The following is a 26,996-nucleotide window of genomic DNA, read 5'->3' as shown; positions in this document are numbered from 1 at the left end:
ACTCCTTAAGTGCCCGCCAAGCCAAACCCTCATCGCTTCTGCAGCACGGTCGAGAGCCCCGAGCCGTCGTTCAATATCGAGAAAACTTCCCGCGAGGACAGATGCTCTGCGGCCTCTTCGAAAGTCTCGCTCGCATCAACCTTGGCGCGGCCGACCGCCAGGTTCGCATCGACCGTGTCCGGCCTGGCGGCGCGAGGTGGTGGGAGCTGCGCCAGGTGGAAGGCCAGCAGCGCAGGATCTGCGCGCAGTTCTACCAACGCGGGTCTGAACCCGACGTCCGCCGACGCGCTCAATTCGTTGGCCCGGCGTAAGACGGGAGGCGGCTCTCTGTCCTCAGGGGTGGCGAACAGTTTGCCGGACGCAGGTCTGGCCGTCAGCGCCCCGATGGGGACCGCGAACAGCAGCCCAACGATGACGGGCGACATCCAAAGCAGAAGGGGAAGCGAAACGGCGTAGGCGCTTGCCGCCATCGCAACGCCGCACAAGGTCGGGAGCCCGTACTTCCGATAGAGTTCGCGGCGCTCCACCGTGCCATCGTCGCGTCTTTGTGTCTGCCAGCCCGCATCGCGGCCGGACAGTATTTCCACGACCGCGATCGACTGGAAGATCATCATCACAGGCGCCATCAACGCCGACACGACGATCTCTGCGAAAACTCCGGCCGAGGTTCGCAATGCCCCGCCGAATTGGCGCCGCTCCGAGCCCCGCATCCAGACGAGGAGCAGGCTGAGCAGCTTCGGCAACAGCAGCAGCCCCATGGTGGCGACGAACACCCAGATGGCCAGCACCGGATCCTGGGCCGGCCAGGTCGGAAACAACGAGAAGCCCTTCGGAAAATACTCCGGACGCACGAAGCGCGCCTGCAGCGAGATAAGCATCCCCAGCAGCAGGAACAGCAGCCACAGTGGCGCCGTCAGATAGGCCCCGATGCCTACCATGAAATGTAGGCGGGACAGCCAATGGAGACCGCGTGCAGGCACCACAGCGAGATGCTGAAGATTGCCCTGGCACCAGCGCCGGTCGCGCGCGGCGAAATCGAGCAGCGAAGGCGGCACCTCCTCAAAGCTTCCGCCGAGCATCGGCAGCATGTAGATGCCCCACCCGGCGCGCCGCATCAGCGCGGCCTCGACGAAATCGTGGCTGAGGATGTGCCCGCCGAACGGCTTGGGCCCCCGCAGCTGCGGCAGCGCCGCCGCTTCGGCGAACGCCTTCACCCGGATGATCGCGTTGTGGCCCCAGTAATTGCCCTCGGAGCCGTGCCACCAGGCGACGCCGGCGGCGATCATCGGTCCGTATAACCGTCCCGCGAATTGCTGGACGCGGCTGAACAGACTTCGCGCATTGACGATCAGGGGCAGAGACTGGACGAGGCCGGCGGTGGGATTGGTCTCCATGGCATGGACCAATCGGACGATGGTCTGCCCGCTCATCAGACTGTCGGCGTCGAGCACGATCATGAAGTCGTAGACGGCGCCGAACCGCGTGATCCACTCCGAGATGTTGCCGGCTTTGCGCGCCGTGTTGTCGGAGCGGTGGCGATAGTACAGCCGTGATGTTCCGACGGCCTGCCGCAATGCGAGCAGCGCCTTTTCTTCGGCGACCCAGATGTCCGGATCGGTGCTGTCGCTCAGAACGTACCAGTCGAACAGCTCTCCATGGTTCGTCGCTTCCAACGACTCGATGATCGCGCGCAGCCGGGCCGTCAATTGGTGGGGGTCCTCGTTGTAGGTGGGAAGCAGCATGGCGGTGCGGCTTGCGATCGCAGGCAGCTCCGCCTCCGGCGCGAAGGCGCCCGAACGATGAGCCAGTAGCACGCAGAAGCCGGCCAGCGCGGATGCGAACGAGAAGGCGACCCAGGCGAGCAGGACCAGAAAGAGCGCCAGCACCATGGCTTCGAGGACGGTGACGCCGCCGACCTCCAGCACGCGATACATCTCATAGCCGCCGGCACCCGTGAGCGCCGCCGTCGCGAGCAGGATGAGGCCGCGTCGCCAGGCCATCGCGGGTGCAGCCGGCGCGGGAACGCGGTCGGGTACCCCTTTCTTTCCGAGGTCGCCGGGAGCCATCGGGAGGGGCGACTCGCGCGGCAGCAAGCGCTGCGTCGCGAGATCGCCGGCGACCGGGCGCGGCGCCGCGTTCAGGGTGCCCATCGGTAGACCCAGACTTCCGACAACGGCTTGTCGCCTTCGGTCAGAAACGCCCGCAGCTCGATCGGCTCTCCCTTCACCTGGCACTGGAAGCTCAGCCGCCAACCGCCGGTGTACGGATTGGGCTGCGTGACGATGTTCTTCACCTCGGATTTTTCCGCCGTCACGACGCCTTTGACGCCGGAAGGATCTATGCCCTTCAGGTTCTCACCGATCAGATCGAGGACGAAGAGGCGGATGTCCTCGCCCCGCGCCCCTATCCCGCTCCGCGTGAAGCGGGCCAGCGAATGCGGCTTCGGGCTATCCGGACCCCAATGCAGCCGATAGGTATAGTTGTGTTCGCCCTTGGCCTGCAGCGGATTCTTGGGCCGCCAGAATGCGGCGATGTTGTCGTGCACCTCTTCCTTGGTCGGAATCTCGAACAGCGTGACGCCGCCTTCGCCCCAATCACCGATCGGCTCCATCCAGAGACTGGGACGTTTCTCGAAGCTGGACTCGATGTCCTGGTAGGCGAAGAAGTTTCTCTCCCGCTGCATCAGTCCGAAGCCCCGCGGATTGAGATCCTGGAACGTGCTGATCTGGAGGTCTCGCGGATTGCTAAGCGGCCGCCAGAGGCTTTCCCCCTTCCCGTTGAAGATCGCAAGGCCGTCGGAATCATGGACCGAGGGGCGGAAATCGTCGATGTCGTTGCGGTCGTTCGGACCGTAGAAGAACATGCTGGTCATGGGCGCGAGTCCGGCCCGCTGCATCTCGACGCGCGGGTAGACCGACATCTCGACGTCGAATACCGTCGTGTCGCCCGGGCGCAGCGTGAATCTGTAGCTCGCTGCGCAGCTTTTGCTGTCGAGCAGGGCATGGATCACCATCGAGGTCGCGCCCGGCGCCGGCCGCTCGAGCCAGAAAGCCTTGAACAGAGGAAATTCCTCTCCCTTGGCTTCCCCGGTATCGATCGAAAGTCCCCGCGCCGAGAGCCCGTAGGTCTGTCCCTTGGCCACCGCGCGGAAGTAGCTCGCGCCGAGGAAGACGCAGACCTCGTCGTAATAGTCGGGACGGTTCATGGGGGCGTGGACGCGAAAGCCCGCGAAACCGAGATCGGCGTCCTCGAACGCGGGGACCTTATCGCCGAAGGAGAAGTCGGTCTTGCGGTACTTGAGCTCGGTGGCCTTGCCGTCAGCGACCTCGAAGATGGTCACCCTGTTCTTGTAGAAGAAGCCGCGATGGAAGAACTGCGCCTCGAACGGAAGGTTCTTGCCGCGCCAGAGCGCGCGCTCGGGCAAAAAGCGGATCGAACGGTACTGATCGTAGTCGAGGTCCTTCAATCCGCTCGGGAGCTTCTCATCCGGCGCCTCGTACGGTTTGCCGGCCAGCGCACGGGCCAAGTCCCTGACCGTGGACGCCCCAAACGCGTCATCTGACGCGGCGGCGTAACCGCTGCGCGAGGCGAGCAGCAACGCCGACCCTTGAACAAGTTGCCGTCGGTTCACGTGTTCTCCTACCCGCTACTGCTGCCGCGGCCATGCAACGGCCGCCAAGCGAGCGAGTTCCACCGCGCGGCCATCATTGATGACGCGCCTGCAGGCTCAATTACGCAAACGGTCGCGGAGCCTCCTGATGATCTCCCGGAGATCTTTGGCGTACTCTTCTGCGGCCCGGCGCGCCTCTTCCAGGCGAGCCTTCCTGGAATTCGGCTCGCCCCGCTGGACCTGGTCAGCCGACTGCTTCGACGCCGGACACTTGCGCCAGATCAACGGTATCTCGGCAGTCCGGTCCGCGCTGCCGGTCCAGGCCCTGCGATCGCGTCCTCATGGGCAGTCTCTAACGGCGACGAGCAAACCAGATGCCGAGCAGGAACGCGACAAGGAGCGACTGCAGCGGAGCTTTCACGGTGACTTCGCGCAATCGCTCGGCCCAGCGCACCGCTGCATCTTGCGAAGTTGGCGGGGTTGCCCTGCCGTCCGCGAACCCGGTCTCCGTGTTCGACCGGTCCACCGAAGCCCGCTCGAGGTCGCCCTGCTCGTCCGTCAATCCAGAGGCCTCCGTCATCGCCGACGACTCTTTCATATCCATGCGAACCTCCCACAGTGGCCGCCACAGAAACCGGCCTCCCGCGTCTCGGTTCCTAGGCCGACTTCCGCCGGGCCCCCGCCGCCGGCTTCTTCGCGGCCACCTCCTTTGCGGGCTTCTTGCCGGCGATCGGCATCAGCATTTCCTTCTGGCCGGCCGAGGCCTTCTTCGGTTTCCTCGCGGGCTTTTTCGACGTGGCGACCTCGGCCGCAGCGCCGCCCACACTCTTGCGCAGCGCGTCCATCAGATCGACGACGTTCTCGCCCTTCGGTCGCTCCTTCGGGCGGATGACCTTGCCAGCCCGCTTCTGATTGATGAGCTCGACCAGAGCGCTCTCGTAGTGATCCTCGAACTTCTCAGGCTCGAACCGCCCCGCCTTTTGGTTCACGATGTGCCTAGCGAGGTCGAGCATGTCCTTTGTCAGCTTCACGTCCTGGATGTCTTCGAAATATTCCTGCTCGCTACGCACCTCATACGGATAGCGCACCAGCGTACCCACCAGCCCCTTGTCCATCGGTTCGAGCGCGATGATGTGCTCGCGGTTGGTCAGCACCACCCGCCCGATCGCGACCTTGTCCATCTCGCGGATGGTCTCGCGGATCACCGCGAAAGCGTCGTGCCCGACCTTGCCGTCCGGACGCAGGTAGTAGGGGCGGATCAGGTAGCGCGGGTCGATGTCGGCCTTGTCGACGAACTCGTCGATCTCGATGGTGCGCGTGGATTCCAGCGCGATCTCCTCGAGCTCGTCCTTGGTCACCTCGATGTACTGGCCCTTGTCGAGCTCGTAGCCCTTGACGATGTCCTCGTTCGGCACCTCGTCGCCGGTGTCGGCGTCGACCTTCAGATACTTGATCCGATGGCCGGTCTGCCGGTTGAGCTGGTTGAACGAGATCTTCTCGCTCTCGGAGGTGGCCGGATAGAGCGCGACCGGACAGGTGACGAGCGACAGTCTCAGGAAGCCTTTCCAATTGGCTCGGGGGGCCATGTACGCAGAACTCCGGTTCGAGGCGGCCTGGATTCAAGACGAACGATGGGGGCCGGTTCCGACACGCCAGTCACCATCCCCGAGATTCATCCGGTGCCGACGGCTGCGCCAAGGGAATTTGGGAGAGAGGCTCTTGACTCGCAGGAACGAAACGGGAACACAATCCGATGAAAGCTGCCTCCGACCAGACCGAGCCCTTGAGAGCGACCTCGAGCTCGCCGCCAACGAGGCGATCGCGGCCTGCGGTGGCGACGCCCGGGAGGCGGTGAAGGCGCTGATCGTGGCCAACGACTTTCTCGAGGCCCAGCTCGACGCGCTCCGGAAGAAGGTCTCGACGGGCTACGCCCGGGGACGGCTTCCAGGAGCGCGACAACACAAGGATGAGGCAGATGGCTGAGGTGACCTACTACGTCGCTCTACCGTTCGTTTTCTCCGACGACGGCGTGGCCGCCGGGGACCCGGCAGAATGCCTGAGCGGTGATGCGCGCGGAGGCGCTCTCCCGCAAGCCGGGCCATGCTGGCGCCATCGCTTTCTCGCGGACCGGGGATCCATCCAGCGGCGACTTCAGCGACGCCAAGCTGATCCGGAAGTTCGGTGACGTGCCGGACGATCTCAGCGCGCTATGATGCGCTAGGTAACGCGGAGATTGCGGGTGGTGGTCCGCCGAGCGGCCTTCCGCGCCGCCTTCGCACCTTGGAAAGCAGTGATGCCGCACAAACCCACCCGCCGCAATCTCCTCGCTGGCGCCGCCGCCACTGCGGCCTGTACCGCCATGCCGGCGGCGGCCGCGATCGGGGCCGTGAAAGTGACGCCGGTGGAGTTGCCTAGCGCGCCGTTTGTGGACCGGCAGACCTTCTTCGATTGCAGGGTCGATTGGACGTTCTACGCACGCCGACGCGAGTGGGTCGGCTGCGATCGAGTCGAGGACACCGCGTGATCGCTCACGCAAGACCTCAGGCCGGCGACGCACAGGATCGCTCTCCGCCGGAGAAGGTGGGATCACCTACTTGCCGCTGAGGGACAGGCTCATGCGGGTGACGACGTCGTCCCAGGCTTGCTCTTCTTCGGCGGGATAGTTGATCAGCACGCAATGAACCAGCCGCTCCGAGAAGTTGCACCGGTCGTACCAAACCTTGTCGCCCTTGTAGCTGGAAACTGCGAAGAAGCGCGGTGTCACCCGCTTGTACTGGATGCGGGAAGGCGGGTGCTTCTTCGCGAGAAAGGCCGCGGGTGAATCGTTCGCGAGGTTGGGCGCGGCCTGGATCGTGAGATCGGCGCGGCCGTCTGCGGTGCGGAATCGTTGCCCGTACCCGCCGGGTCGGCCGGCTTCTTCCGTGAAGATCGAGGAAGGGAAATCCACCGAGGTGCCGGTCTGCGGAATGGTGTACCTGGTCCATCTCAGCGGTTGCGCCGAGACCGCCGATGTCGAGGCAGCGAGTGCCAAGGCAAGAGCCACCATCATTGCTTTCATCGCGCGTCCCTCCGGATCTCGTTCCGCTGAACCGGCGGAGCCCGGTCCTTACCCTTCCTTCAACGCCGACTTGACCTCACGTACCGCCCAGCTTTCGCCGTCCGCGATCACGCGGACCTTTGTGTCTCCGCCGACCAGCACGTGAGAACTCAGATCATCGTCAGTTGGCATGACGACGATTTCCGTCTCGGGCTTCCAGTTCAGCGTCAGATCGAGATCGCCAGGGAAGACCTGCCAGCGCGAGCCATCCTCAAGCTCGACGATGTGGCTCTCGGAATGCGATCTGATCTTCATCGCGCGTGGCCGCGCTACTTCTGCCCCGATGGAGCTTGGGCGTTCGAATTGTTCGGGTTCTGCTTGTTCGCTTCGTGATGTCCGACCGCGCATCCCGCCGCAGCGCCCAGCTTGCCATGGCCCGCCATGTGGCCGGCGACGCCGCCGACGATGGCGCCCTTGATGCATCCTTTGGCTTGCGCCGGCGACGCCAAGGCGAGTACGGACAGGCAGGTGATGGTCAAGATCGTTTTCATAATCGTTCTCCGAGTTGAGACACTTCGGAGAATCAAGTCGCATGGAGGATCGCCGTTCCGTTCGGGCAGCCGTTGGTCGCGGAATGCCCGGTTCGCAGGACCGGAACTTCCCATTCATCCGTCGCCGACCACACACCTGGCGCGCCTGCTCACCCTGGTCCGCTGTGCCAGATCGCTCTCGATAGCGGCCGCTCTTTCTTAATGCGCCCGCCTCGCTCGATCGAAGGCCTCCTCCGCCTTTGCGATCGCCAGCCAGAGGTGCGCTCGACGCAAGGCGCGCGATGGAACGGCCAAAACTTTCGGCCGTTCGCAGACTGATGTGAGTTTTAGGTTTCGAGGAGCCGCCGGTGCGAATACTCGTCGTCGAGGACGACCCCCTCATCCGCGAGCTCGTGGTGGAGGCCCTGCGCGAGGAGGGCTACGAAGTGATCCATGCGGCCAATGGCGAGGAAGCGCTGGCATGGTGCGGGAGACGAGTCGCCGACGTGCTCGTCACCGACATCAGGCTGCCCGGACGCGTCGACGGCTGGCAGATCGCCGAGCGCTGCCGCGAGCAGGATCCCGAGCTCGCCGTGATATACGCGACCGGCTTCTCGCCCGTCGCGCCGCGCCCTGTATCGGGCAGTCTGCTCCTGCAGAAGCCATATGATCCGGCGGAAATCGTGAAGGCCGTGAAGAGAATGGGCAGGCGAGCTTCGCCGAATTGACGGCAGATGCTCGCTTTCGCCACGGGGTGGCTCGCGCGGCACGGGCCGCCAACCTGCCACTGGACATTCGAGAGACGGCAGGGGGCACGCTGATCGTGCTCATTTCGCCGGCGGACGCAACGGGCCCTCCGCCCATTTGCGGGCCGTCGGGTCGTGCAGCCCCCCCGTTGCGATCTCAAGTCGGTCGCGGAAAGTTGCATGATCACCGGCGTTTCTTGACTCCGCGACCGTATGGTACTCAACTTCCGGCAGTGATGTTGTGGGGGTGCGTCATGGAGCAGGAGTTCTACCTAGGTCTCGCGCAGCGGGTCCGGGTCATAGCCGAGAGGGCCGATCCGTTCACCCGCCGTCGGTTGCTGGATCTCGCCATGCGCTACGATGCGAAAGGCCGGCCGGCCTCGCGATCCGGGGCGACCGAGCGGCCGTTGCCGACCCCGCGCACCACGCCGGCTTCCATCTTCTCCGGACCTGGCGAGGCCTGACGCCCGGCGACGACAGCCATCCTTTGGAAGGAGTGACGTCTGCAGTCGCCGAACTTCGAATGGCCTTCTTGAATATCCGAGCGCGTTGGGAAGTTCATTGAGCACTCAACGGATGCTCCATAAAGAAGCGCAACATTTCCCTCGTCGCGTCCGGTCCGCGTGGGTCGGTGTAGGAGCCCGCAGGGCTGCCGCCCGACCAGGCATGCCCGGCACCGTGGACACTCCAGTGCTCGGAGATGTCTCGTCCCTGCGCAGTGGTCAGGATCGTTCGCGTATACGAATGCCCGTCCGGCACTCGCCCACGAACCACCTTGGCTTTCCGGCTCTCAGCTTCGCCGAGGCCATCGAGAACCCGGTCGCCGTTGTCGGGATGCACGGTGGTGTCGCGGTCGCCATGAAACACGATGGTCGGCACCGCAGAGCAAGCCTTCACGGTAGCTACGGGCGCACCGCCCTGCCGCATCGCGGTCAACGCAGAGGAAAGATCGCTGGCCGCCCCGCACGCCAGGCCCGAATGGACGCCGACCGCAGCGTATAGGTCCGGATAGGTCGCCCCCATGATGGCGGCCGCGGCTCCGCCGGCTGAAAGGCCCGCAACGTAAACTCGCTTTGGATCGATGCCGTGATCGCGCATTATCTGGCGGGTGATGCCCGCGATCAGCGAAGGTTCGCCGTCGCCCCGCTGCTGGTCTCCGGCGCGAAACCAGTTCCAGCATTTCGCCTGGTTGGCGCCGTGCGGCTGCTCTGGATAGACCACGAAGCAGTTCTGCTCTTCCGCCAAAAAGTTCATCCGGGTGCCCGCCGCGAAGTCGTCGGGCGACTGAGTGCAGCCGTGAAGCATGACGATCAGAGGACGTGGCGGCGCGGGCGCGCGGCTCGGGATGAACAGCTTGTAGGTCCGGCTTCCGGCAGCGTTGCCGAAGGTGCCTTCGATGAAGCTCGCACCATCGGGCACGACGTCCGACGTGGACGGCGGAGCGCGCCTGCTCAGGCCGCGCAGTCCGAGTCCCGCGAAGTCTTTCACGCCCTTGAACGGCGCGGGACGTCTGTGTCCGAGGATGGACGCATGCTCCATGGGCCGTCCGCTTTTCCTCTCCTCGACGACGTGGGCCTTCACCTCGAGGGTCGGCGGCTCGAGCCTCGCGAGCCCGACTCGGACTGCGCGGCCCGTCGTTCCCGAGGACGCGCCTTCTTCGCGCAGCATGCGTTGCAGGAGCGCGGCCGCCTCGATCAATCGACCCGCCCGCGTGAGGCGAGTGGCCTCGCGAACTATGCTCTGATCCAACATCGCATCACCTCGTTCTGTCGGCGAGAGCGGCCTTGACCGCGGGAGTGGCATGAAGGGCCCCGAGCACCGAAACCGAAGCGATGGTGGCGCGTGCCAGCTCGGGCGTGACGTCATGGTCGATGGTCGCCAGGCCGAGAACGTTGATGTGCAGCATCTCGCCAGCTCGCTGGGCCGCTTCGAGATCGTGGCGCGTGTAGTTTCGCAGCCCTAGGTCCAGACTCTTCCGGGCCGTCGACTGCTTGACGACGTCCCCATGCCGTTCGAGCTGATTGCGGATGGCCGTCCGGATGAAGTCGGTCCTGTTGGAATAGAACCCCTCCTGCACCATCAGATCGACCTGACCGAGATCGACGTAACCGAGGTTGATCGTGATCTTCTCGGTGTCCGGGGGCTTCGGCCGGAGTTCGCGGACATTGTCAGCCATGAGTGAGTTCCAATTTATCTACCATCCCTCTGGATGTTGTACGGATGGCATATGGAGGTGCAAAGGAGTTATTCAAGAGGCAAAGCCGCTTCAGCCGGCCGGCGCATCATCTGGTCTCAATCCGGAGGCTGTTCAGCTTCGCGCTCCGGTGTCGAAACCTGCTGCCACGCATCAGGACCAACTTGAACCGGCCCGCGATCAGCACCTGCAGGATCGGCGACAGCGCGTCCCAAGGGATCCCGATGTTGCCCTGAATGCCGTTCGGACCAACAGTGAGCGAGCAGAGCGCCATGCAATGCCCGCAAGGATTCGTCGGTTCCGGAAACGAATCCCGCGATACCGGCATTGAGTCCACCGGTTGTAGCGTTGGAGTTCGTTGCGTGGCGTTTGAGCGACGTAAACCGGCGGCGGTCGGCGTGAAGGCGCCGTTGCCCGGCTTTGTAGAACCGGCCTTGGCATCATCGATCGAGAAGGTGCCGTCCGGGGCGCGATGGATTCACGAAATCAAATTCGACGGCTACCGCGTCCAGGTCCATCTGGCGAACGAAGCCGTGAAGGTCCTCACCCGCCGTGGTCACGACTGGACCAACCGCTTGAAAAAGGTCGCCGACGCGGCTTGGCACATCAAGGCGGGGTCGGCGATCGTGGACGGCGAAGTCGTAGTTCCCGCCGCGGACGGTACGACGGACTTCTCGGTCCTTCAGAACGAACTGAAAGGCAGGGCGACCAGCATCGTACTGGTCGCCTTCGATCTCCTTTACCTGAACGGCCGCGACCTCCGGAAGCTGCCACTCTTCCAGCGCAAGACCGAACTCAAGAAGATCATTGACGGCACCGAGATCCAATTCAGCGAAAGCTTCGAGATTGAAGGCCGCGAGATGTTCGAGCACGCCTGCAAGATCGGATTGGAGGGCGTCGTCTCGAAGGTACGCGACAGCGCGTACGCCAGCGGCCGTGGCAACAACTGGGTCAAGAAGACCTGCGCGCAGCGGGAGACCCTGGCGATCGCCGGTTTCGCGCTCGACGAAGGAAAATGGGACGGAATCTACCTCGGCCGGCAGAAAGGCCGCGACCTGGTTTACGCCGGCAAGGTCGACCACGGCTTCGATAAGGTCTCCGCAGCCGACCTGCAAAGGCGACTGAAGCCGCTAATCCGGAAGACGCAGCCGTACGCGAAGCGGATCGCCCACAAGGGCATCTGGGTGGAGCCGAAGCTGCTCGCCGAGGTCGAATATCGGGCCAAGTCGGCCGAAGGGAAGGTCCGCCACCCGTTCTTCAAGGGACTGCGGGAAGACATGCAGTAGCATCCTTTGCGCATTCGCTGCGGCGAATCCTGATGGATAGCCCTTCGCCGTGCGAATGGACCCGCCGAACCGGCCAAGGCTCGGCGTACTCGGGCAAGCGTGTATCGAAGTTCCGGACAGTGATCGCGAGAATGATCGATCATCTACTTGAGCGCGAACGAAGAAACGATACATGCGCGATGACGCCTTCGAGGTGCGCCGATCGCTTGCAACGAGGACGCGCGGCCCTTCGATCAGGCGCGCCCCGATTCCAGCGATCGTACTGGCCGAAAAACGTGCTCGCTCTATCATGTTATCGATAGCGCGCGCTTCACGCATACAGCTTCAAAACGGGCCACGTCGCTTACGGGTTGCGACGCACGGGCGACAGGCTGTGAACTAGATAGTCCGACGGCTTCTGCCTGCGACCAGCCCGTAAACGAACAGTACGATAATCGCACCGACGACGGCGCCGACTAGCCCCGCTCCTTCGCCGGGCCGATACCAGCCGAGCGCCTGACCGAGATAGGTGGCCACGAACGCTCCTACGATTCCGAGGATCGTGGTCAGAATGAAACCAGTCGGCTCGTTATCGCCGGGCATGATGAATTTCGCGATGACCCCTGCGATGAAACCGATGATGATCGTCCAGATGATGCCCATGTTTTCCTCCAAGTGCGCGTTGCGTTAGCCAGCCGACGAAGAAGGAAGCCGTCCGTCGGGCGTGTATTTGTCCACGGCTGTCGGCAGCTCGCGGGACAAGCGGTCGAGTATCTCCTGCTGCGACAGCCCGGTCTGCTGTTCCAGCTTCTGCAGGACATCCGGACCGATCGCCTGCTTAAGTTCCGGCGGCGTGACCTCCCGGTTCGGCCCGTGATCGACCCAGGACTGCGCGGCGTCACCCTGACCGTTCTGTTTGAAGTGCTCGAGAAGCTCGCCGATCCCGCCGTTGAGCAGCGAACCCACGCCACCGCCGCCGACGAGGCCGCCCAAGTTGCCGAGCATGCCGCTTAGCGAGTCCTTGTTGCCTGCCGCCGGCTGCCCGGAGGTCGCGTTGCGAAACATCTCCGTCAGCTTGTCTCGATTCTGGTACCCGGCGATAGCGAGCATGCCCAAGAGGGCAGTCATCGATGGCATTCCGCGGCTCATTTTCCGCTCCTCTATTCGATTGTTGTCGCGTGTAAAAAAAGCGACCCGCCTTGGAGGCGGGTCGCCGACTGGCCTTACCGTACGCCTGCACCGTAGAGTTGGCGCTCGCGGCGGACCTCGTCCGCTCCGTAAGGTTGCGACGCCGGATCGTAGCTCTTCCAACCCGACTTTTGCCAAGCCGCGCTGCGGTCGCGCAGATTGACGGCGGATTGGTCAAGGATCGCTTCGTACCGCGCACGATCGCCGTCGGGAACGCGGGCCGAAACCATCGTGCCGCCGCGCCTTACGCCTTCGGCATAGAGAGGTGCTTCTTCCTCGGAAACGCCCGCTTGCGTCAGCGCACCGACGACTCCGCCCGTTGCGCCGCCCGCGACCGCGCCCAGCGCCGTGGAGGCGAGCCATCCGGCCGCGACCACCGGGCCCAGGCCCGGTATCGCCAGTAGCCCGAGGCCCGCGAGCAGACCGGCAGCGCCGCCGAGACCCGCGCCGACGCCGGCACCCGTGGCGGCGCCTTCGGCACGGTCGTCGACGCCATCGCGGTCGCGGTCAACCTTCTTGTCGCTGCTGTACCAGTTGTCGGAATTGTTCGCGACGATGCTCAAGTCCGAATGCGGCAGACCTGCCGCTTCGAGGCTCGTCACCGCGCGCTGTGCGTCGGAGTAGTTGTCGTAGAGACGTGAAATCGTAACGGTCATTTTGAATCCTTGTCTGCGTTCGCTACTGCGCTCGGTTACTTCGCCGCGTTGACGTTGCCCTGGAAGTCAAGGCTGACGTTGGTCGATGTGCCGCCCTTGCTGGCCTTGCCGCGCCACACGCCGTTGTCGTCCTTCTTCAGGGCCGTCACATTGGTGTAACCCGCCTGCTCGATCTTCGATTTGGCCTGGCCCTCGGTGAAGCTGTTGGCCCCCGAAACTGGTTTGTCGGAATTGTTCTGGCCGGAACTGTTGACCGCGTTGTTGTTCGGGCGGTCGGTCGCCGGCGGATTTTGCGCGAACGACGGACCCGTCAGAAGCGAAGCCGCCGTCAGCAGCAGAAGAAGTTTCTTGTTCATGTCGTCCTCCAGTATTGGCCGGGCACAACATGTGCTGCGCCCAGAGGTTCCAAGTTTTCATGGTATTCGGATTGACGCAGCACTCAGGCCGGGATGCCCGGCGCCGCGAAGCCGCCGCCGTGCCGGCATCGGAGAATGAGACCCATGGCTGCTGATCGAACCATGAGGGGTAGCCGGCGTTTACTGGCATCATGTCAGACGCATTCGACTATTTCCGCGCCTACGCAGTCCGGGCTCTTTGCAAGGCGCGATCGATGCCGAAGAGCCGGATGAAGCGCCTGCAGCTTGTGGTCGGCCGGATCTATAACCTCCTCAAGAAGGAGGCGGCTTACGGCCCGAACACGCAGCACCTCGAGGATTTTCGCGCAGCTCAGAAGCTCGAGAGCTTTCTCGAGCGCCAGCCAAGTAAGTGCTCCGGCGGTCGCCGTACTCCGGCTGCGCAGCAAAATGCGGATCGGGAGGCCCGCTGAATGCCTTCGCTCGACGCTCGCGGTGTGGCAAGTCTCCTGCGAGAGTACGCGCAGCGCACCGCCTTGCGAGGCGGCAATCCATACCGGCCGAAAGCCTACTCTCGGGCCGCCGACAGCCTGGCGGCCCTTGCCGTTCCTCTGGACGTGCTCATCGCCGAAGATCGTCTTACGGAGATCCCGGGGGTCGGCGATGCTATCGCCGACATCATCACCAAGCTGCATAAGACGGGCACTCATCCGAGCCTCGAAAAGCTGCGGAAGGAATTACCCCGAGGGTGTGCTCGAAATGCTCGCCGTGCCGGGTCTCCGCCCCGAGAAAGTGCTGCGTCTCTACAAAGATCTCGGTATCAGTTCGCTCGCCGAACTGGAGGCCGCCGCCAAGGATGACCGCATCAAAAAGGCCAAGGGACTCGGCGCCTCACTGCAGGCCAAGATCCTGCAGAACTTGGCCATCGCCAAGAGTGGAGAAGGCCGCCTCCATCTGCACCGCGCCGCCGCCCTGCTCGCACGCGCCAAGGAATCGATCACGAAGGACCGGCCTGAGCTCAAGCGGGTAACGATCGCCGGCGATTTCCGTCGAGGCTGCGAACTCGTCGGCGACCTCGCGATCGTTGCGGAGGCTCCGGAGGCCGCCGAGGCACCGAAGTCGTCACCCGCCGACGGGCAGCAGATTCGGCTGTCCGACCGCAAACATTTCGGCGCCGCCCTTCTCTTCGCCACCGGCTCCGCTGCTCACATCGAGCAGCTCCAAGCCTTGGCCGTTGAGAAGGGCATGCAGTTGGAGCCCGACGGCCTGCACAAGGGCCGCACACTGGTCGCCGGCGAGGAGGCCGATATCTACCGCGCTCTCAGTCTGCCCTTCATCGATCCCGAGCTCCGGGAGGGGCGCGACGAGGTCGAGCTGGCTCTGAAGAGCAAGTTGCCGAAGCTCGTCACCGACGAGGACCTGCGCGGAATCCTGCACTGCCACACCGATGCCTCCGATGGGACAGAGACCCTGGAGAGGATGGCGAAGGCGACGCGCCAGCGCGGGTACGAGTATTTCGGGGTCGCCGACCATTCCAAGTCTGCGCATTATGCCGGAGGTCTGTCGGTGGAGGAGATTGCGCAGCAGCATCGGGAAGCTGATCGGCTGAACAAGCGTTTCGGCAAGGATTTCCGGATCCTGAAAGGCATCGAGTCCGACATTCTGGCGGACGGGTCGCTCGACTACGACGACGAGGTGCTTGGACGTTTCGATTTCGTCGTCGCCAGCATCCACGGCCGTTTCAAGCTGGACCGCAAGGCGCAGACGCAGCGCCTGCTTCGGGCCATTTCCGATCCTCACACGACCATCATCGGGCACATGACCGGGCGGCAGCTCCAGCGGCGGCCGGGCTATGAGATCGACATCGAGAAGGTGCTTCGGGCCTGTGCGAAGCATTACGTCGCCGTCGAAATCAACGCCCATCCCTGGCGGCTCGACCTCGATTGGCGCTGGCACCAGGCGGCGCTCGAGTTCGGTTGCATGATGAGCATCAATCCGGACGCGCACTCGATCCCTGAGCTCGACCACATGCATTGGGGCGTCGTGATGGCCCGCAAGGGTGGCGTCCCCGCGGACCGGGTCTTGAACGCGATGAAGTTGCCGGAAATCAGGCGGTATCTCCGCCAGAAGAGGCGCTCGCTCGCCTGCGCCGCCTGATGTGGCCTGTGCACGACGTCTCGCTCAAGGGAAAGGTGATTGCGGTAGCCGCTGATCGCGGCCACCACTTCAGCAAGCCGCCGCGGGATCAGATCGTTTTGGTGGAAGGCCATGGTGTCGATGGTGATGCCCACGCCGGCCCGTTTGTCCGGCACCGATACCTCGCCCGTCGCCAGCCCCGGCTTCCCAATCTACGGCAGGTTCACCTGATTCCATCAGAGCGATTTGCGCACCTCAGAGAAGCTGGCTTCGCGGTCGCAGCGGGAGACCTCGGCGAGAACATCACCACGGCTGGACTGGACCTCGAACTGATGCCGCTCGGGACGAAGATCGAGTTCGGGCCTACGGCGATCATCGAGTTGACCGGCCTCCGGACGCCCTGTGTCCTGATCGACCGCTTCCGGGCCGGCCTGAAACGGCACGTGCTCTCGTCAGCGGAAACGGCCCCTCCATTCAAATGCGGCGTGCTGGGCGTGGTGCGGGTCGGTGGACCCGTCGCGGCCGGCGACACTGCGCGGATCCGGCTCCCGTCCTCATTTCGCGCCTTGCCGGCTCTATAAAATGACCCGTGCATAGGCGACCCCACAGCCGAATCGAAACGCGTTCGGTGGGCCGGAGCGACACGGCCGCAAGCAGGTAACGGCGGTACGCTTGGACTGGGGAGGCAATCGACAGTCGCGGATTACCAACCCCGCGGAGTGGTCTAACCGCGTTTCTCGCGCGAACCACCTTCTTTTAGAGGGCAGACCTATCGTTCGTCCGCATGCCTCCAGTCATTGTGGAGGGCTCTTGTCAGGAAAGTCGCGACGACTTGTCTTCTGCTTGGATCTACCCTTTTTGCTTCTCTTCTGCGCTTTTTCCATCCGAACTTTTAGAGCGTTCTTCGAACCGATCAGCGCCCTTAGCTAGATCGTGCCCCATCTTGCTCTCGTTTTTCGCTTCTTCCTTGGAAGCGGCTTCGCGCAAGCCCTCAGCGGCCCGTTCCCCCGCTTTTGATGATTTTCGTTCCTCACGCATTTGCGGCTCCTTCCCTAAAGACATACCCAGGAAACTTCCCAGCTATCCCAGCTTGAATGTGGCAACGTTCCAATAAGATCGCGTCGCCAATCAAATCGCGAGCATGCCTAAGCGGTCATCCAAGGCATTCCGCGGCTCATGTTTAACTTCAAATTCCGACGGGCAGTAGCGCGTGAGAAGGCCCTACCGGCCCGCCCCTCACAACTGCTTGGCCTTTTCCTTAGCAGCGTGAGCGGCATCAGTTCCCGCCTGCTTCATGCGATCGACCGCTTCGGCTCCGATGTCACTCGCTTCCGCTGCGATCGTATCAGCAGCTTCGCGCAGTGCTTTCGATACAGCGGTACCGCGGCTGCTCAGGTCCTCCTTCACCTGATCGCTGACCCCGCCGATGTAGTTGTCTTCGATCTGGGTCGTTCTGAACGCGCCTGCGAGTGCAGCGCCGACCGCCAAACCGATGGCCCCGATGACCAGCGGCTGGCGCTCCATCAGTTCGCCGAGCGAAGACTGCGCTTTGGTCAAGGTATCCCCTGCTGGCAGAGGATTGCCCATCTTAGCAACCTGTTCGCGGGCGTAAGCGACGCCCTCGTCAAACCGGTCGCGGACCTTGTCTACTGCATCAGACATGGAGTCGGTTGCCGTTTGCGCGGCATCGCGCGAATCCCCGGCCACGCTGCCCCCTTCATGATCCATCTCAGGTGCGGTCGGCGGCGCCGCGGTCCGCTGCAATCCCGAGGCTGCAGCCCTCAAATTGCTGGCACCGCTATCGACTATACCAGACGCGACGTTGGCGGCGGATTGCGCAGCGCCCTTCAGTTTGCCGTCGCCGACAAGCAGCCAGAGTGCTCCGCTCCCGATAAGCGCGGCGGAAAGCGGGTTCTCTCGGGCGGCAGCGAGTAGACTGTCAACAAAACCGGTTTGCGCTCTGCTCATCTCACCATTCCCTTCACAGTATCTTTGTCCTTTTCAAGCTGCCGGATTGTTTCCCGCGGAGTGAGGGTTCGTGCGTCCAACCGCTTGATGCCCACGGCAAACAAAGTGCCAGAAATGGCGGCGGCGACGACCGCCGATGTCAGGTAAGCCAATGCTGACGACCACCCTGCGCTGATCAACGCTGATGACAGCGCGAACAGCGCCATCACGATGGCGGGGATGACGAGAACCGCGCCGCCGGCCAGAAGTCCCAACGCTCCGCCGAGCTTTTGCACCTTTTCGGCAAGTTCAGCCTTCGCGAGATCGACCTCATTTTGGAAAAGCTTCGCGACCTGAGCCATAGCGGCGCCGACAAGGCCCGAGATATTGTGAAGATCACTTTTCCCGGTTTCGATATCGTGCTTGATGCTCATGATGCGCCGCCGCCCCCCGAAGATGGATTCGGTCGCTGTCCCTTCATTGTGGATCCCATAGAGGTCTGTCCACCGACGGCCTCGCTTGCATAAGATGTCCGAGTCCCGGATGCGCCACTCTCGGCGCTGGGCTGCGAACTCGTCCGCTGCGAGGTCGAGGAGCCGCCCGAAGCCTTCAGGAAGCGCACAGCAGCGAATCCAGCCAAAACAGATAGGCCGAGAAATGCCGCGGGTTGCCGCTTCGCGAAATCGGTCGCACCGTCGACGAGGTCGCGGAAGCTGCCGTCGCGAACCTTCGCGGCCGCTTCTTCCACATAGTCGGCGGCCGAATTTATACCGCGTGCGGCAAAGGGCGCGTCAGTTTCGAATGCGCCGGCAGCCTGGCGGAAGTTACCCGCCAAGCGCTCGATGAAATCGGCACCGGTCTGTTGCTGCTCCCGTGCCCGTTCCTGAATCTGGTCGACGGTGCCGCTCGCGACATTCTTGGCTGCATCGGCGGCTTCGCCGAACTTGTCCCGAGCCATGTCCGCCGATGCCTGCATGGCCTCCCCGGCGCGCTGCTTCATCTCGGCTCCTGCGTCGTTGATCTGGTCCTTCAGACCGGTGGAGGAGCTGCTCTTGCCCTTGTTGAAGTTGGTCGGTTTGACCACATCTGAATCGCTCATGCTGTGCCTCTCAAGTGCTCGATTTTGGGGAAGGGCTGAATGCTGCGTCAACAACCTCGGTGGCCGCTTCCTTGAGGTTGTCGGCCAGATTACTGGTCATTCGGCTCGCATGCCGCCCAAGGTCAGCGTCACTCACGCTTCTTGTCGCGGCATCGGCCGCAGACAACGTGGCATCCTTTGCTGCCTCAAATCCCGATTGAGCGGCCTCACCGGCAGCGCGCTTCAGGCTGTCGCTCGCCCGCCCTGCCGCCCTGTCTTCGAGCTTCGTTTCCGGAAGGGCCGCCGCGATGATTGCCCCGATGGCGATACCGAGTCCTCCGATCAGCGCGGCGTTGTCACCGATGATCTGACGCGCCTGTTCTGGAGCTGCGGACGCCGAATCCTTGATGGTGTCCATCCCGTCCGTAATCTTGTCACCGATCGTCCCGGCGGCCTCCGTTGTTTGGGCCTTGAGGATTTGGGCCGCTGTCTTGGCCGAATCTATCGCATCGTTGACCGCGCCAGCGGCGCGTCCTTGGGACTCGGAGAGTTTCGCCTGGGCCCCACTTCTCGCTTCCTGAACTCTGTCGACGGTCTGGTCGATGACCCGACCGGCACCATCCATCACGGGCGATACCGCTCCAGCAGCCCGGTCGCGCACGCTCTTGGAGGTAAGAGCGAGGCCTGCAGCAATCATGAGAAGCGGCAGAGGCACTCCTTTTGCCAGTCGCAGCAGCGGTACAGCTATGGCGGTACCGGCAGCGACGGCGCGCATCGGGTTATCCATCGCCTGCTGTTTGAGCCCCTCGACCCAGCCTTGGGCCTTGTCGCTAACGTAGCCCGACATTTCCGATTTAACGTGTTGAGGCGAGACCATGTGACGCAGATCTCGCGTCGTGTCCGATATCCCCTGCTTGAGACGTTCGACCGTGGCCGCCAATTCCGCCCGGTTACGCTCGGACTCCTGTCGTAGCTCCTCCACCGATCGCGTCATCTCTTCCTCTTGTCTTCTTGGATTGTGCTTCGAGGACGAACTCCCCCTCTATTGGATGGTTCCTAGCAGCCTTGAAGCACCTTCCGCCGCATCGCCGCGCGCCGACGCGCCCGTGCGTTCTCCCGCCGGCTGCCGCAGGACCGACTGCGGGGCGGTCTCGACGGCCGGTTCGTTCGAGATCTGCTCGTCAGAGGATCCCAAGCCTCTGCGGTCGCTTTCACGAAGGAGGACAAGCCGCGGGTGGGTAACCCCTTGAGTTTGCCGTTGGAGCGTGTCCCAATACTCCGACCCGACGGAGAATCTTGTTATGCGGCTCGATTGAAAATGTCCGTTAGAGGCCTGGCGCTGGCGATCCTTCTGTCGGGTCTTCTCGAAGGCTCCCACGCATTCGCGCAGGAGGACAAGAAGACCGACGACGACAAGCCCGCCGATCCCGACACCGGCGAGAGCATCGTCGAGGAGAAGACCCTTGGGCTTCTGCCGAACCCATTCCAAAAGTACGGGATCAAGTTCGCCGCGACCTACATCGGTGAGACGCTGGTGAATGTGTCCGGCGGACTGAAGCAGGGAGCGATCTACGAAGGCCGGCTAAACCTTGCGGTCGATGTCGACCTGCAGAAGCTCGTCGGCATCGACAAGCTCACGTTCCACGCCAACATGTTCCAGATCCAAGGCGAGGGATTGTCGCGGAACTATCTCGACAATTTTTTCGTCGTGAGTGGCATCGAAGCGTTGCCCTCGACCCGCCTCTACGAGGCCTACTTTGAAAAGTGGGCTGGCCGGCGATCACGTCGCTCGACCTGCCCAGCGGCGGTCCGTCGCCGCCATTGGCCGCGATGGGCACCCGGCTGCTGGTCAACATCACCGATCAGCTGTCCATCCTTGGAGGCATCTTTGACGGCAATCAGGCGGGCCCTGGACCGGGCGACCCGCAAGAGCGCAACCGATATGGCGTCAACTTTCGGATCAACGATCCGCCTCTACTGCTAGGGCAGATCCAGTACGCCTGGAACAACAAGAAGGGCGATCCCAATCTGACCGGCCAAGTCAAATTCGGCGGATGGCGTCACTTCGGTCAATTCTCCGACCTTCAACTCGCAAGCAACGGCGTTTCGCTTTCGGCGCCGACCAGCAGCGGCACTCCACTCATGTTGGGGGGCGACATCGGCGGCTGGGCGGTCTTCGAGCAGCAGCTTTATCGCGTGCCCAAAAGCGATGACCGCGGAATCGGCATCTTCGCTCGCGTCTCCGGCGCTCCGGCCGACCGCAACCTGATCGATCTCTACGCCGACACCGGGCTCGAATTCATCGGACTAAGCGACGAACGGCCGGACGACAAGTTCGGGATCGCGGCCGGCTACGCGCACGTCTCGAAGCGAGCCCAGGCGCTGGACTTTGACTATCGCGCACTCGCCGGTCCGGCGTGGCCAGTGCGCAGCTTCGAAGGCCTCCTCACGGCGGTATATCAGTATCAGGTGAGGGACGGCTGGACCCTCCAGCCCAATTTCCAATACATCATCCGGCCGGGCGGCGGAGCGAAGGACCCGACGGGCCCGCTGCCCGGCCGAGCGCTGAAAAACGCAGCAGTCTTTGGCCTGCGCACGACGTTGAAATTCTAGGGAGCCTGAGTTGCGTGCGCTGTATGCGCAAGGTGAAGAGCTCATCTCGCTTCGTCCTAAACGACGGCTCATTCCCCTCTGCCGGATGTGCCGGCACAAGAACGGCGAGCTTCCGAATGCCCACGGATGGTGCTCCAGACGCTCGAAATCCGCTGAAATTGATGGCCGATCGCGAAAGTGATGCGCCAGCGTGGTTTCGAGTATTTCGGGGTCGCAAACCTTCCGAGTCCGCGCACTATGTGGCCGGCTGTCGGCCGAGCGGATCGGCTGTCCGGGTGGCGAGGGCATTGACGCGATGGAAACCGAGTTTCAAGCCGAACCGTGTCCTTCCAGACAGTCAGGCAAAAGCTCGCCCTGCGACGCGAGGCGCTTGAGAAGACTATCTGAAGCGGCCTGACAGGCGCTCGGAACATCGAGCCTGGAACGCACGTTCCTCCCAAATGGAAGCCTTTCTGCACCGCCTCTTCACGGCCAGGTCGGACTTTCCGATCTGGGTGCGCTACACCTTGACGCTCGGCCTGGTCGGCATCGCGTTCTTCGCCCGGGTGATGCTGGACGATCACCTGCGCTCCTACCCCGTTCTGCTCTTCATCCCGGCCATCTTCCTGTCCTCCGTCCTCTTCGACCGCGGCAGTGGTATCGTGGCCACCGCGGCAGGGACCGCGCTTGCTGCCGCCTACTTCATCCCGGGACCTCCATCATCTGCTGCGATCCCGCTCGTTTTGTTCGTCTTGACCGGCATCTGCATCGCAGCCGTCACCGAGCTCCTGCGGCACACTCTGCAGAAGCTTGCCGAAGCCAAACGATATTCGGAAGTTCTGCTGCAGGAGCTCGCGCATAGAACGCGGAACGACCTGGCCACCATAGTCTCCGTCCTTAGGCTTCAGGCCCGCTCGGCGACCGACCCTGCGGTCCAGACGGCGATTGCGTCAGCGGTGAGCCGGGTGGACGTGGTCGCCAAGGTCCACGACCGTTTGCGCGATACCGCAGACAGCAGCCGCATCGACCTCGCGCCGTACACCGAAGCCCTATGCGGGAGCCTCGCCGACTTCCATCGTGGCGTACGCACGATCTCGATCGGTGTCCGCTGCGAGCATATCGAGGTGCGGAGCTCACAGGCCGCTTCGATCGGGCTGATCGTGAACGAACTGGTGACGAACTGCTTCAAGTACGCCTTTCCGGAGGGTCGATGCGGCGCGGTGGAGGTGGACGTGCACGCCAAGGACGACCGCATCGTTGTGACCGTACAGGACGACGGCGTCGGCTGTCCGGTCGAAGTCAAGAGCGGGCTCGGCACGCGGTTGATCAGCCTGCTGGCGGCCCAGATGAAGGGGGCAGTGACGAGAAGACCTCTTTCGGAAGGCTGCGAGGTGCAGGTTTCTCTCGCGCGTGAGGCATGAGCGCCGCAGGTCGATGCTCGCCCACTCAAGGTCACCTTCGGCAAAGATGCGGCACAACTTGGCGTCATGGTCTATACTGCGGTCACCACCTTGCGCTCGATGCCGATCATTGGCTGGGACCAATGCTTTTATCTGACGCTGAGCCTGAACATGTGTGTCAGGGTTGCGGTAGTCGAGGCGCCGATTTTCTGGCCCGGATCTTCGAGCGAGGTGACCCGCGCTTTGCGATCATGGGTCATCATGAGCGCGACGGACGCCATGAGAGGCCGATAACTGAGGCCGTCTTACTTTGGCTTTTCGGCTTTAATGTGCAAGACGTACAGCGTGTTTTGAAATTCGTCCGTGACTTCCATCCGCCATCCTTGGTCCGGCGTTAGCTTTCCGTCGAGGCCTTGGAGTATCTGGCCAGCCGTCACTGTGGCCTCATGCCAAGCGGCGTGCTTGTCCGGCAATTCCTCGCCTTCAAGGTCAGGTTCATGGCGTTTGTGGGTCACGTGGAAGAAATAGCGCGGCATACGCCAGTAATGCTGACAAGCGAGTGCACGTTCCAGAATAGGCGACGGCTCAAGATCAACCCGGACAACTACGTTCGCAGAAAAGAGGCGCCAAACCGGGCAGGCCTTACTCTTTGTCCTCAGTCCAAGAGCGCTCGCCACAACGGCACTCGAACATGCGCACGGTCAGGCCGCGCACTGGGTCCATCATCGTATGAGCCAGTCGGGGCTGCGCCCCGCATTTGCAGCGCTGCTCTTCCCGCGTCTTCGGTCCAGAGAATTTGTCGCCACTGAAAAAATTCACGGGAATCACCCTGCCAAAGGCGACTCGATAAGTACCAAAGTGGACAATTGTTCCCTAGCCCGGTCTGAGTCTACTGCTCGGAGGGCTAGGCTCCGGCAAGCCGAGCATCTTGGCTCGCTTCGCGGCCATCCTACGATAAGCCTTGGCTTGGCTCTCCATCGCCGCTTTCAACTTAGGATCCGATTCTTCGGCCGCCATCCGTTCGAACTGGATCGCGTGTTCGAGATACTCGCCGAGCAGCTTCACATCCCCCCCTTCAGGACAGCCAGCATTGATTAGTGGAGATTCATTCGGGCGGCCGTATGCCGGGTGAACGAAGCCAATCACTCAGATGCGCGCCGGTCTGCGCAATCCTCGCTCGTTTCAGCAGGGCCTCGCGCTCGGCCCCGGCGGGTAACTCGCTGGCCTGTTCTTTTAGCTTTGCCGCCTGTTCTGCCATTCGTTGTTCGAGGGAGCGGGTCTGTATGACCCTACGACGATGCTGCGTCATGGTGCCTTCCCAAGAAATGATTTCAAACGACTCCAAAACGGAGATGGCCGGTTTCGGTTCCGTGAATGAAACTAGGCCTTTAGTAAATCGGGAAGCTTGGCGCACGTGCCGCCGGGCAGGTTCAGGAGCAAAGGCTGCCGGACAAGCTTGGGACTTTCGCTGGCTCGCCGCCGAGCTGGCGGAGCACCCCAAGCCCCCTGCGAGGCCGGGGCCGTGTCTCCGCAAGCATACTCGCGAACTTCATCAACCTTGATGACTAGCAGGGTGTTCTCGGTCGATCAGGCTCGAGCTTCCTCTTGAAGCAGGCCGGCCCCTCTTGGCCGTGAGTCGCCCGAGAAACGCCAGGTACGAACTCGGTTATCCGTGTCAGCCCGAAAGCGCGCGCAGCACGCTTTTGCGCGGGCCCGCTCGCGTGACGCGCGGCGGCGCTGGAGACGCGGGCTGGTCGTTTGGCCACTGGCATCGGCAATACCGGCACTATGTCCGCATGCAACGGGACCACGCTATGGAAGGCGCGGCCTTTCTTTTTTCGACATCACGCGCCAGCATTCGTCACTACCATCCGCCGGCAAATGGTTCGGGCCGCTCGAAGGCAAGACGCCGGTCGGGCGCTCTTTTCTGTAGGTTTGCCGAGCGCTTCGGATGCGGGCGAGCCGCTGCGGCCGCGCGCACAGGTTTCTCTTTCATCACATCAATGGCAGGTGCGGCAGGCACTGCGGCCACGGCTTCGCGCAGCTGCTGCTGCGGTACTACAGGGACCGGATCGGCCTGCGCGATGATCCGCACATCCGTGCGAGGACGCGTGTCGAACACGATCTTCTCCGGTAGACTTCTCGCGGAGGCGATGCGGATGATGGTTCTGTCCGGCTCGGACGGGCCCGCCTGCTCAACCGGCGCCGGCAGATACCGGTCCGAAGCGAAGAGCAGCGCCAGCAGCAGTCCGCCGACGAAGACGAAATAACGAGTGATCGGCATGAACAGCCGCTCGCAAAAGAGAAATCAGGTATCGGCGGGGGCGGATTGGAGTGACGGGTCGCTTCATTAAGCGACCCGCCACTGGAGGGATTAGTCGATCTCCTGGACGACCGTGCGGGTCGACGGATCGACCAGCATCACGCGCTCGCCCGAGTAGACATAGCGGTACTTGGTGAGCGAGGGACCCCAGTCGGCGGGCACCGCCTCGAGCTCGACGTCGCGCGGCACTGGCTGGCCGACGACGATCTTCTCGCGGGTCTCCACTGGACGGACCTTGTGCTCGGTGACGTAGGTGCGGATCTTCGTGCGGTATTCGGGCTCGATCTGTACGGCAGCGGCATGTCCCGTGCCGGTGGTGGTGACGACGGTGGACTGCGCCATCGCGCCCGTCGAGATCAGCGCAGCAGCCGCGCACGTCAGCATCAGCTTCTTCATGAAAATCTCCTGGCCGCAGGATGCGGCATGCGAGAACCCGCGAATGATGGCAAGGTTCCGGATTCGCGTCAGGAAATTGCCTATTTTTCCCGAGCGAGGTGCAACTGAAATCGACGGCGCGCGCGACCGTGCGGACCCTTAGGGCGGCAGGAGCGTTTACGGTTCCGCGGATTTAAAACAGCGGAGGGTCGGACGTGACGATGAAGGCGGGTGCGAGCAAGAAGCCGGTCGAGAATGAAGATCAGGACAGCTTTTTGCAGCGCCTGGGTCCTGGCCTGATCACCGGCGCTTCCGATGACGATCCTTCTGGCATTGGCACCTACAGTCAGGCGGGCGCCCAGCTTGGATTCGGCATCGGCTGGACGATGCTAATCACCTATCCGCTGATGGCCGCAATCCAAGAAATCTCCGGACGCATCGGTCGGGTCACCGGCCACGGCATCGCAGGAAACGTCTGCCGGAATTTCCCGGCTCCAATCATCTGGTCTCTGATCGTCCTGCTCTTCCTCGCCAACACGATCAACGTCGCCGCCGACCTTGGAGCGATGGGCGATGCGCTCAAGCTTCTGATCGGGGGCCCGGCAACGCTCTATGTCGTAGTCTTCGGCGCCGTCTCCGTGATCGCGCAAATCTTTCTCAAGTATGAGCGCTACGTCTCCATCCTGAAGTGGTTGACGCTTGTGCTGTTCGCCTACGTGATCGCGCTTTTTCTCGCAAAGGTGCCTTGGGGCGAGGCTCTGAAAGGACTGCTCGTTCCGAAGATCGAATGGAGCGGACCTTTTCTGACGACCTTGGTCGCGATCCTCGGGACGACGATCTCGCCCTATCTGTTCGTCTGGCAGTCCTCTCAGGAAGCGGAGGAGCAGCGGATTGATCCCGACAAGAAACCGCTCAAGCAGGAGCCGCAGAAGGAGGAAGAGGAAATCAAGCGAATCCGGATCGATACGCTCGTCGGCATGGCGGTCTCGAACGTCATAGCCGTTGCAATCATCATGACAACCGCCGCGACGTTGCACGCATCCGGAAAAACCGACATCGAATCGTCCGCCCAGGCCGCGGAAGCATTGAGGCCCGTCGCGGGTGCGCTGGCCGAGTTGATCTTCGCCCTCGGCATCATCGGAACTGGCCTGCTCGCGATCCCAGTCCTGGCCGGCTCGACCGCCTACGCGATCGGAGAAGGACGCAAATGGCCTGTCGGATTGTCGCGCAAGCCGAAGGAGGCCGCAGCGTTCTACAGCGTGCTCGCACTATCGGTCGCGCTCGGTGTCGGGCTCAACTTCACGGCACTAGACCCGATCAAGGCCCTCTATTGGAGCGCGGTCATCAACGGTGTGCTGGCTGCGCCGATCATGACCGTCATGATGCTGCTGGTGCGGCGGAAATCGGTCATGGGCGATTTGGTAGTTTCGGGACCTGTCTATTGGCTTGGATGGATCGCAACCATCGCAATGTTTTTGTGCATCGTCGGTATGGCTTTTACTATATGGAGCTAATCGGCCCACCGATCGAAACTCCGGCTGGAGCGAAACAGTTTCTTAGATCTGG

Annotated in this window: 32 protein-coding genes and 3 pseudogenes; 13 read left to right on the top strand and 22 right to left on the bottom strand. The window is 62.9% G+C overall.

The features are described 5' to 3' along the window. Positions 1-29: 29 nt before the first annotated feature. The 4 genes from mdoH to ACE10W_RS04975 form a co-directional block, all read right to left on the bottom strand. Positions 30-2,150, bottom strand: a complete 2,121-nt coding sequence (gene mdoH, locus ACE10W_RS04990; protein WP_375762756.1) for a glucans biosynthesis glucosyltransferase MdoH — start codon at positions 2,148-2,150, stop codon at positions 30-32. Beyond that, on the bottom strand, positions 2,138-3,598 hold the full coding sequence (locus ACE10W_RS04985) for a glucan biosynthesis protein G (protein ID WP_375762755.1): 1,461 nt from the start codon (positions 3,596-3,598) through the stop codon (positions 2,138-2,140). The genes mdoH and ACE10W_RS04985 overlap by 13 nt, the downstream gene beginning before the upstream one ends. Positions 3,599-3,962: 364 nt before the next feature. Continuing rightward, positions 3,963-4,214 carry a hypothetical protein gene (locus tag ACE10W_RS04980; protein WP_375762541.1) on the bottom strand — a complete coding sequence of 84 codons (252 nt, stop codon included), beginning with the start codon at positions 4,212-4,214 and terminating at the stop codon, positions 3,963-3,965. A 52-nt stretch (positions 4,215-4,266) separates the two neighbouring features. Next, positions 4,267-5,196 carry a Ku protein gene (locus tag ACE10W_RS04975; RefSeq protein WP_375762540.1) on the bottom strand — a complete coding sequence of 310 codons (930 nt, stop codon included), beginning with the start codon at positions 5,194-5,196 and terminating at the stop codon, positions 4,267-4,269. Positions 5,197-5,329: 133 nt separating this feature from the next. On the opposite strand from ACE10W_RS04975, the gene ACE10W_RS04970 reads away from it, so the two are divergent. The 3 genes and pseudogenes from ACE10W_RS04970 to ACE10W_RS04960 all read left to right on the top strand — a co-directional run bounded on the left by ACE10W_RS04970 (position 5,330) and on the right by ACE10W_RS04960 (position 6,134). Further along, positions 5,330-5,593: a hypothetical protein gene (locus ACE10W_RS04970; RefSeq protein ID WP_375762539.1), complete on the top strand. Its 264-nt coding sequence runs from the start codon at positions 5,330-5,332 to the stop codon at positions 5,591-5,593. After that, positions 5,586-5,823, top strand: a pseudogene (locus ACE10W_RS04965) (hypothetical protein). The gene ACE10W_RS04970 and the pseudogene ACE10W_RS04965 overlap by 8 nt, the downstream one beginning before the upstream one ends. Before the next feature lie 80 nt (positions 5,824-5,903). After that, positions 5,904-6,134, top strand: coding sequence for a hypothetical protein (locus ACE10W_RS04960; protein WP_375762538.1), 231 nt, complete (start codon positions 5,904-5,906; stop codon positions 6,132-6,134). 66 nt (positions 6,135-6,200) lie between these two features. On the opposite strand, the gene ACE10W_RS04955 is transcribed toward ACE10W_RS04960, so the two are convergent. From ACE10W_RS04955 to ACE10W_RS04945, 3 genes are read right to left on the bottom strand one after another with little or no spacing between them, the layout of a single operon-like run. Continuing rightward, on the bottom strand, positions 6,201-6,668 hold the full coding sequence (locus tag ACE10W_RS04955; protein ID WP_375762537.1) for a hypothetical protein: 468 nt from the start codon (positions 6,666-6,668) through the stop codon (positions 6,201-6,203). Positions 6,669-6,716: 48 nt separating this feature from the next. Then, complete coding sequence (locus ACE10W_RS04950) at positions 6,717-6,962, bottom strand: hypothetical protein (RefSeq protein ID WP_375762536.1); 246 nt, start codon at positions 6,960-6,962, stop codon at positions 6,717-6,719. A 14-nt stretch (positions 6,963-6,976) separates the two neighbouring features. Next, on the bottom strand, positions 6,977-7,198 hold the full coding sequence (locus ACE10W_RS04945) for a hypothetical protein (RefSeq protein ID WP_080133286.1): 222 nt from the start codon (positions 7,196-7,198) through the stop codon (positions 6,977-6,979). Between the two features lie 347 nt (positions 7,199-7,545). Between ACE10W_RS04945 and ACE10W_RS04940 the strand changes: the two genes are divergently transcribed. Together ACE10W_RS04940 and ACE10W_RS04935 are read left to right on the top strand one after the other, a co-directional pair. Continuing rightward, on the top strand, positions 7,546-7,905 hold the full coding sequence (locus ACE10W_RS04940; protein WP_375762535.1) for a response regulator transcription factor: 360 nt from the start codon (positions 7,546-7,548) through the stop codon (positions 7,903-7,905). Positions 7,906-8,177: 272 nt separating this feature from the next. Further along, positions 8,178-8,387, top strand: a complete 210-nt coding sequence (locus ACE10W_RS04935) for a hypothetical protein (protein WP_375762534.1) — start codon at positions 8,178-8,180, stop codon at positions 8,385-8,387. 94 nt (positions 8,388-8,481) lie between these two features. On the opposite strand, the gene ACE10W_RS04930 is transcribed toward ACE10W_RS04935, so the two are convergent. Continuing rightward, a complete protein-coding gene (locus ACE10W_RS04930) occupies positions 8,482-9,675 on the bottom strand; it encodes an alpha/beta hydrolase family esterase (protein WP_375762533.1) in 1,194 nt (397 codons plus the stop codon). A gap of 4 nt (positions 9,676-9,679) precedes the next feature. Then, a complete protein-coding gene (locus tag ACE10W_RS04925; RefSeq protein WP_375762532.1) occupies positions 9,680-10,099 on the bottom strand; it encodes a CopG family transcriptional regulator in 420 nt (139 codons plus the stop codon). A gap of 380 nt (positions 10,100-10,479) precedes the next feature. Here ACE10W_RS04925 and ligD point away from each other — a divergent pair, with 380 nt between their 5' ends. Continuing rightward, positions 10,480-11,403: a non-homologous end-joining DNA ligase gene (gene ligD / locus ACE10W_RS04920; RefSeq protein ID WP_375762754.1), complete on the top strand. Its 924-nt coding sequence runs from the start codon at positions 10,480-10,482 to the stop codon at positions 11,401-11,403. Positions 11,404-11,781: 378 nt separating this feature from the next. Here the strand turns inward: ligD and ACE10W_RS04915 are convergent, their stop codons facing one another. The 4 genes from ACE10W_RS04915 to ACE10W_RS04900 form a co-directional block, all read right to left on the bottom strand. Then, positions 11,782-12,045 (bottom strand): GlsB/YeaQ/YmgE family stress response membrane protein, encoded by a 264-nt coding sequence (locus ACE10W_RS04915; RefSeq protein ID WP_375762531.1) that lies wholly within the window; start codon positions 12,043-12,045, stop codon positions 11,782-11,784. Between the two features lie 24 nt (positions 12,046-12,069). Next, complete coding sequence (locus ACE10W_RS04910; RefSeq protein WP_375762530.1) at positions 12,070-12,531, bottom strand: YidB family protein; 462 nt, start codon at positions 12,529-12,531, stop codon at positions 12,070-12,072. 74 nt (positions 12,532-12,605) lie between these two features. Next, positions 12,606-13,226, bottom strand: coding sequence for a hypothetical protein (locus ACE10W_RS04905; RefSeq protein WP_375762529.1), 621 nt, complete (start codon positions 13,224-13,226; stop codon positions 12,606-12,608). 35 nt (positions 13,227-13,261) lie between these two features. After that, positions 13,262-13,582: a hypothetical protein gene (locus ACE10W_RS04900; protein WP_375762528.1), complete on the bottom strand. Its 321-nt coding sequence runs from the start codon at positions 13,580-13,582 to the stop codon at positions 13,262-13,264. A 269-nt stretch (positions 13,583-13,851) separates the two neighbouring features. Here ACE10W_RS04900 and ACE10W_RS04895 point away from each other — a divergent pair, with 269 nt between their 5' ends. The 3 genes and pseudogenes from ACE10W_RS04895 to ACE10W_RS04885 all read left to right on the top strand — a co-directional run bounded on the left by ACE10W_RS04895 (position 13,852) and on the right by ACE10W_RS04885 (position 16,296). Then, entirely contained in the window at positions 13,852-14,052 is a 201-nt protein-coding gene (locus ACE10W_RS04895; RefSeq protein WP_375762527.1) for a hypothetical protein, read from the top strand. Continuing rightward, positions 14,053-15,736, top strand: a pseudogene (locus ACE10W_RS04890) (helix-hairpin-helix domain-containing protein). After that, positions 15,736-16,296, top strand: a complete 561-nt coding sequence (locus ACE10W_RS04885) for an MOSC domain-containing protein (protein WP_375762526.1) — start codon at positions 15,736-15,738, stop codon at positions 16,294-16,296. Before ACE10W_RS04890 ends, ACE10W_RS04885 begins: the two are co-directional and overlap by 1 nt. A 268-nt stretch (positions 16,297-16,564) precedes the next feature. Here the strand turns inward: ACE10W_RS04885 and ACE10W_RS04880 are convergent, their stop codons facing one another. The 5 genes from ACE10W_RS04880 to ACE10W_RS04860 all read right to left on the bottom strand — a co-directional run bounded on the left by ACE10W_RS04880 (position 16,565) and on the right by ACE10W_RS04860 (position 19,734). After that, positions 16,565-16,753 carry a hypothetical protein gene (locus ACE10W_RS04880; RefSeq protein ID WP_375762525.1) on the bottom strand — a complete coding sequence of 63 codons (189 nt, stop codon included), beginning with the start codon at positions 16,751-16,753 and terminating at the stop codon, positions 16,565-16,567. 198 nt (positions 16,754-16,951) lie between these two features. Beyond that, a complete protein-coding gene (locus ACE10W_RS04875) occupies positions 16,952-17,683 on the bottom strand; it encodes a hypothetical protein (protein WP_375762524.1) in 732 nt (243 codons plus the stop codon). Then, entirely contained in the window at positions 17,680-18,096 is a 417-nt protein-coding gene (locus ACE10W_RS04870; protein ID WP_375762523.1) for a phage holin family protein, read from the bottom strand. The genes ACE10W_RS04875 and ACE10W_RS04870 overlap by 4 nt, the downstream gene beginning before the upstream one ends. Next, on the bottom strand, positions 18,093-18,761 hold the full coding sequence (locus tag ACE10W_RS04865) for a hypothetical protein (protein ID WP_375762522.1): 669 nt from the start codon (positions 18,759-18,761) through the stop codon (positions 18,093-18,095). The genes ACE10W_RS04870 and ACE10W_RS04865 overlap by 4 nt, the downstream gene beginning before the upstream one ends. 10 nt (positions 18,762-18,771) lie before the next feature. Continuing rightward, positions 18,772-19,734 (bottom strand): DUF3618 domain-containing protein, encoded by a 963-nt coding sequence (locus ACE10W_RS04860; RefSeq protein ID WP_375762521.1) that lies wholly within the window; start codon positions 19,732-19,734, stop codon positions 18,772-18,774. Positions 19,735-20,058: 324 nt separating this feature from the next. On the opposite strand from ACE10W_RS04860, the pseudogene ACE10W_RS04855 reads away from it, so the two are divergent. From ACE10W_RS04855 to ACE10W_RS04845, 3 genes and pseudogenes are all read left to right on the top strand, one after another. Beyond that, positions 20,059-20,445 (top strand): annotated as a pseudogene (locus ACE10W_RS04855) (carbohydrate porin); the annotation flags it as partial. 59 nt (positions 20,446-20,504) lie between these two features. Then, positions 20,505-21,353: a carbohydrate porin gene (locus ACE10W_RS04850; RefSeq protein ID WP_375762520.1), complete on the top strand. Its 849-nt coding sequence runs from the start codon at positions 20,505-20,507 to the stop codon at positions 21,351-21,353. 440 nt (positions 21,354-21,793) lie between these two features. Further along, positions 21,794-22,753, top strand: a complete 960-nt coding sequence (locus ACE10W_RS04845; RefSeq protein ID WP_375762519.1) for a sensor histidine kinase — start codon at positions 21,794-21,796, stop codon at positions 22,751-22,753. 284 nt (positions 22,754-23,037) lie between these two features. Here the strand turns inward: ACE10W_RS04845 and ACE10W_RS04840 are convergent, their stop codons facing one another. The 4 genes from ACE10W_RS04840 to ACE10W_RS04825 form a co-directional block, all read right to left on the bottom strand. Beyond that, a complete protein-coding gene (locus tag ACE10W_RS04840; protein ID WP_375762518.1) occupies positions 23,038-23,268 on the bottom strand; it encodes a DUF6894 family protein in 231 nt (76 codons plus the stop codon). Positions 23,269-23,837: 569 nt separating this feature from the next. Continuing rightward, positions 23,838-24,041, bottom strand: coding sequence for a hypothetical protein (locus ACE10W_RS04835; RefSeq protein WP_375762517.1), 204 nt, complete (start codon positions 24,039-24,041; stop codon positions 23,838-23,840). Between the two features lie 555 nt (positions 24,042-24,596). Then, on the bottom strand, positions 24,597-25,016 hold the full coding sequence (locus ACE10W_RS04830; RefSeq protein WP_375762516.1) for a hypothetical protein: 420 nt from the start codon (positions 25,014-25,016) through the stop codon (positions 24,597-24,599). 90 nt (positions 25,017-25,106) lie between these two features. Beyond that, on the bottom strand, positions 25,107-25,451 hold the full coding sequence (locus ACE10W_RS04825) for a DUF1236 domain-containing protein (RefSeq protein ID WP_375762515.1): 345 nt from the start codon (positions 25,449-25,451) through the stop codon (positions 25,107-25,109). Between the two features lie 200 nt (positions 25,452-25,651). Here ACE10W_RS04825 and ACE10W_RS04820 point away from each other — a divergent pair, with 200 nt between their 5' ends. Then, positions 25,652-26,944, top strand: a complete 1,293-nt coding sequence (locus tag ACE10W_RS04820; RefSeq protein WP_375762753.1) for an Nramp family divalent metal transporter — start codon at positions 25,652-25,654, stop codon at positions 26,942-26,944. Positions 26,945-26,996 lie beyond the last annotated feature (52 nt).

This window comes from Bradyrhizobium sp. B025, assembly GCF_042257955.1.
In the GTDB taxonomy this organism is placed as follows: Bacteria; Pseudomonadota; Alphaproteobacteria; order Rhizobiales; family Xanthobacteraceae; genus Bradyrhizobium; species Bradyrhizobium diazoefficiens.
Note: the sequence above shows the minus strand (reverse complement) of the source record. Positions and strands in the feature narration are given on the sequence as shown.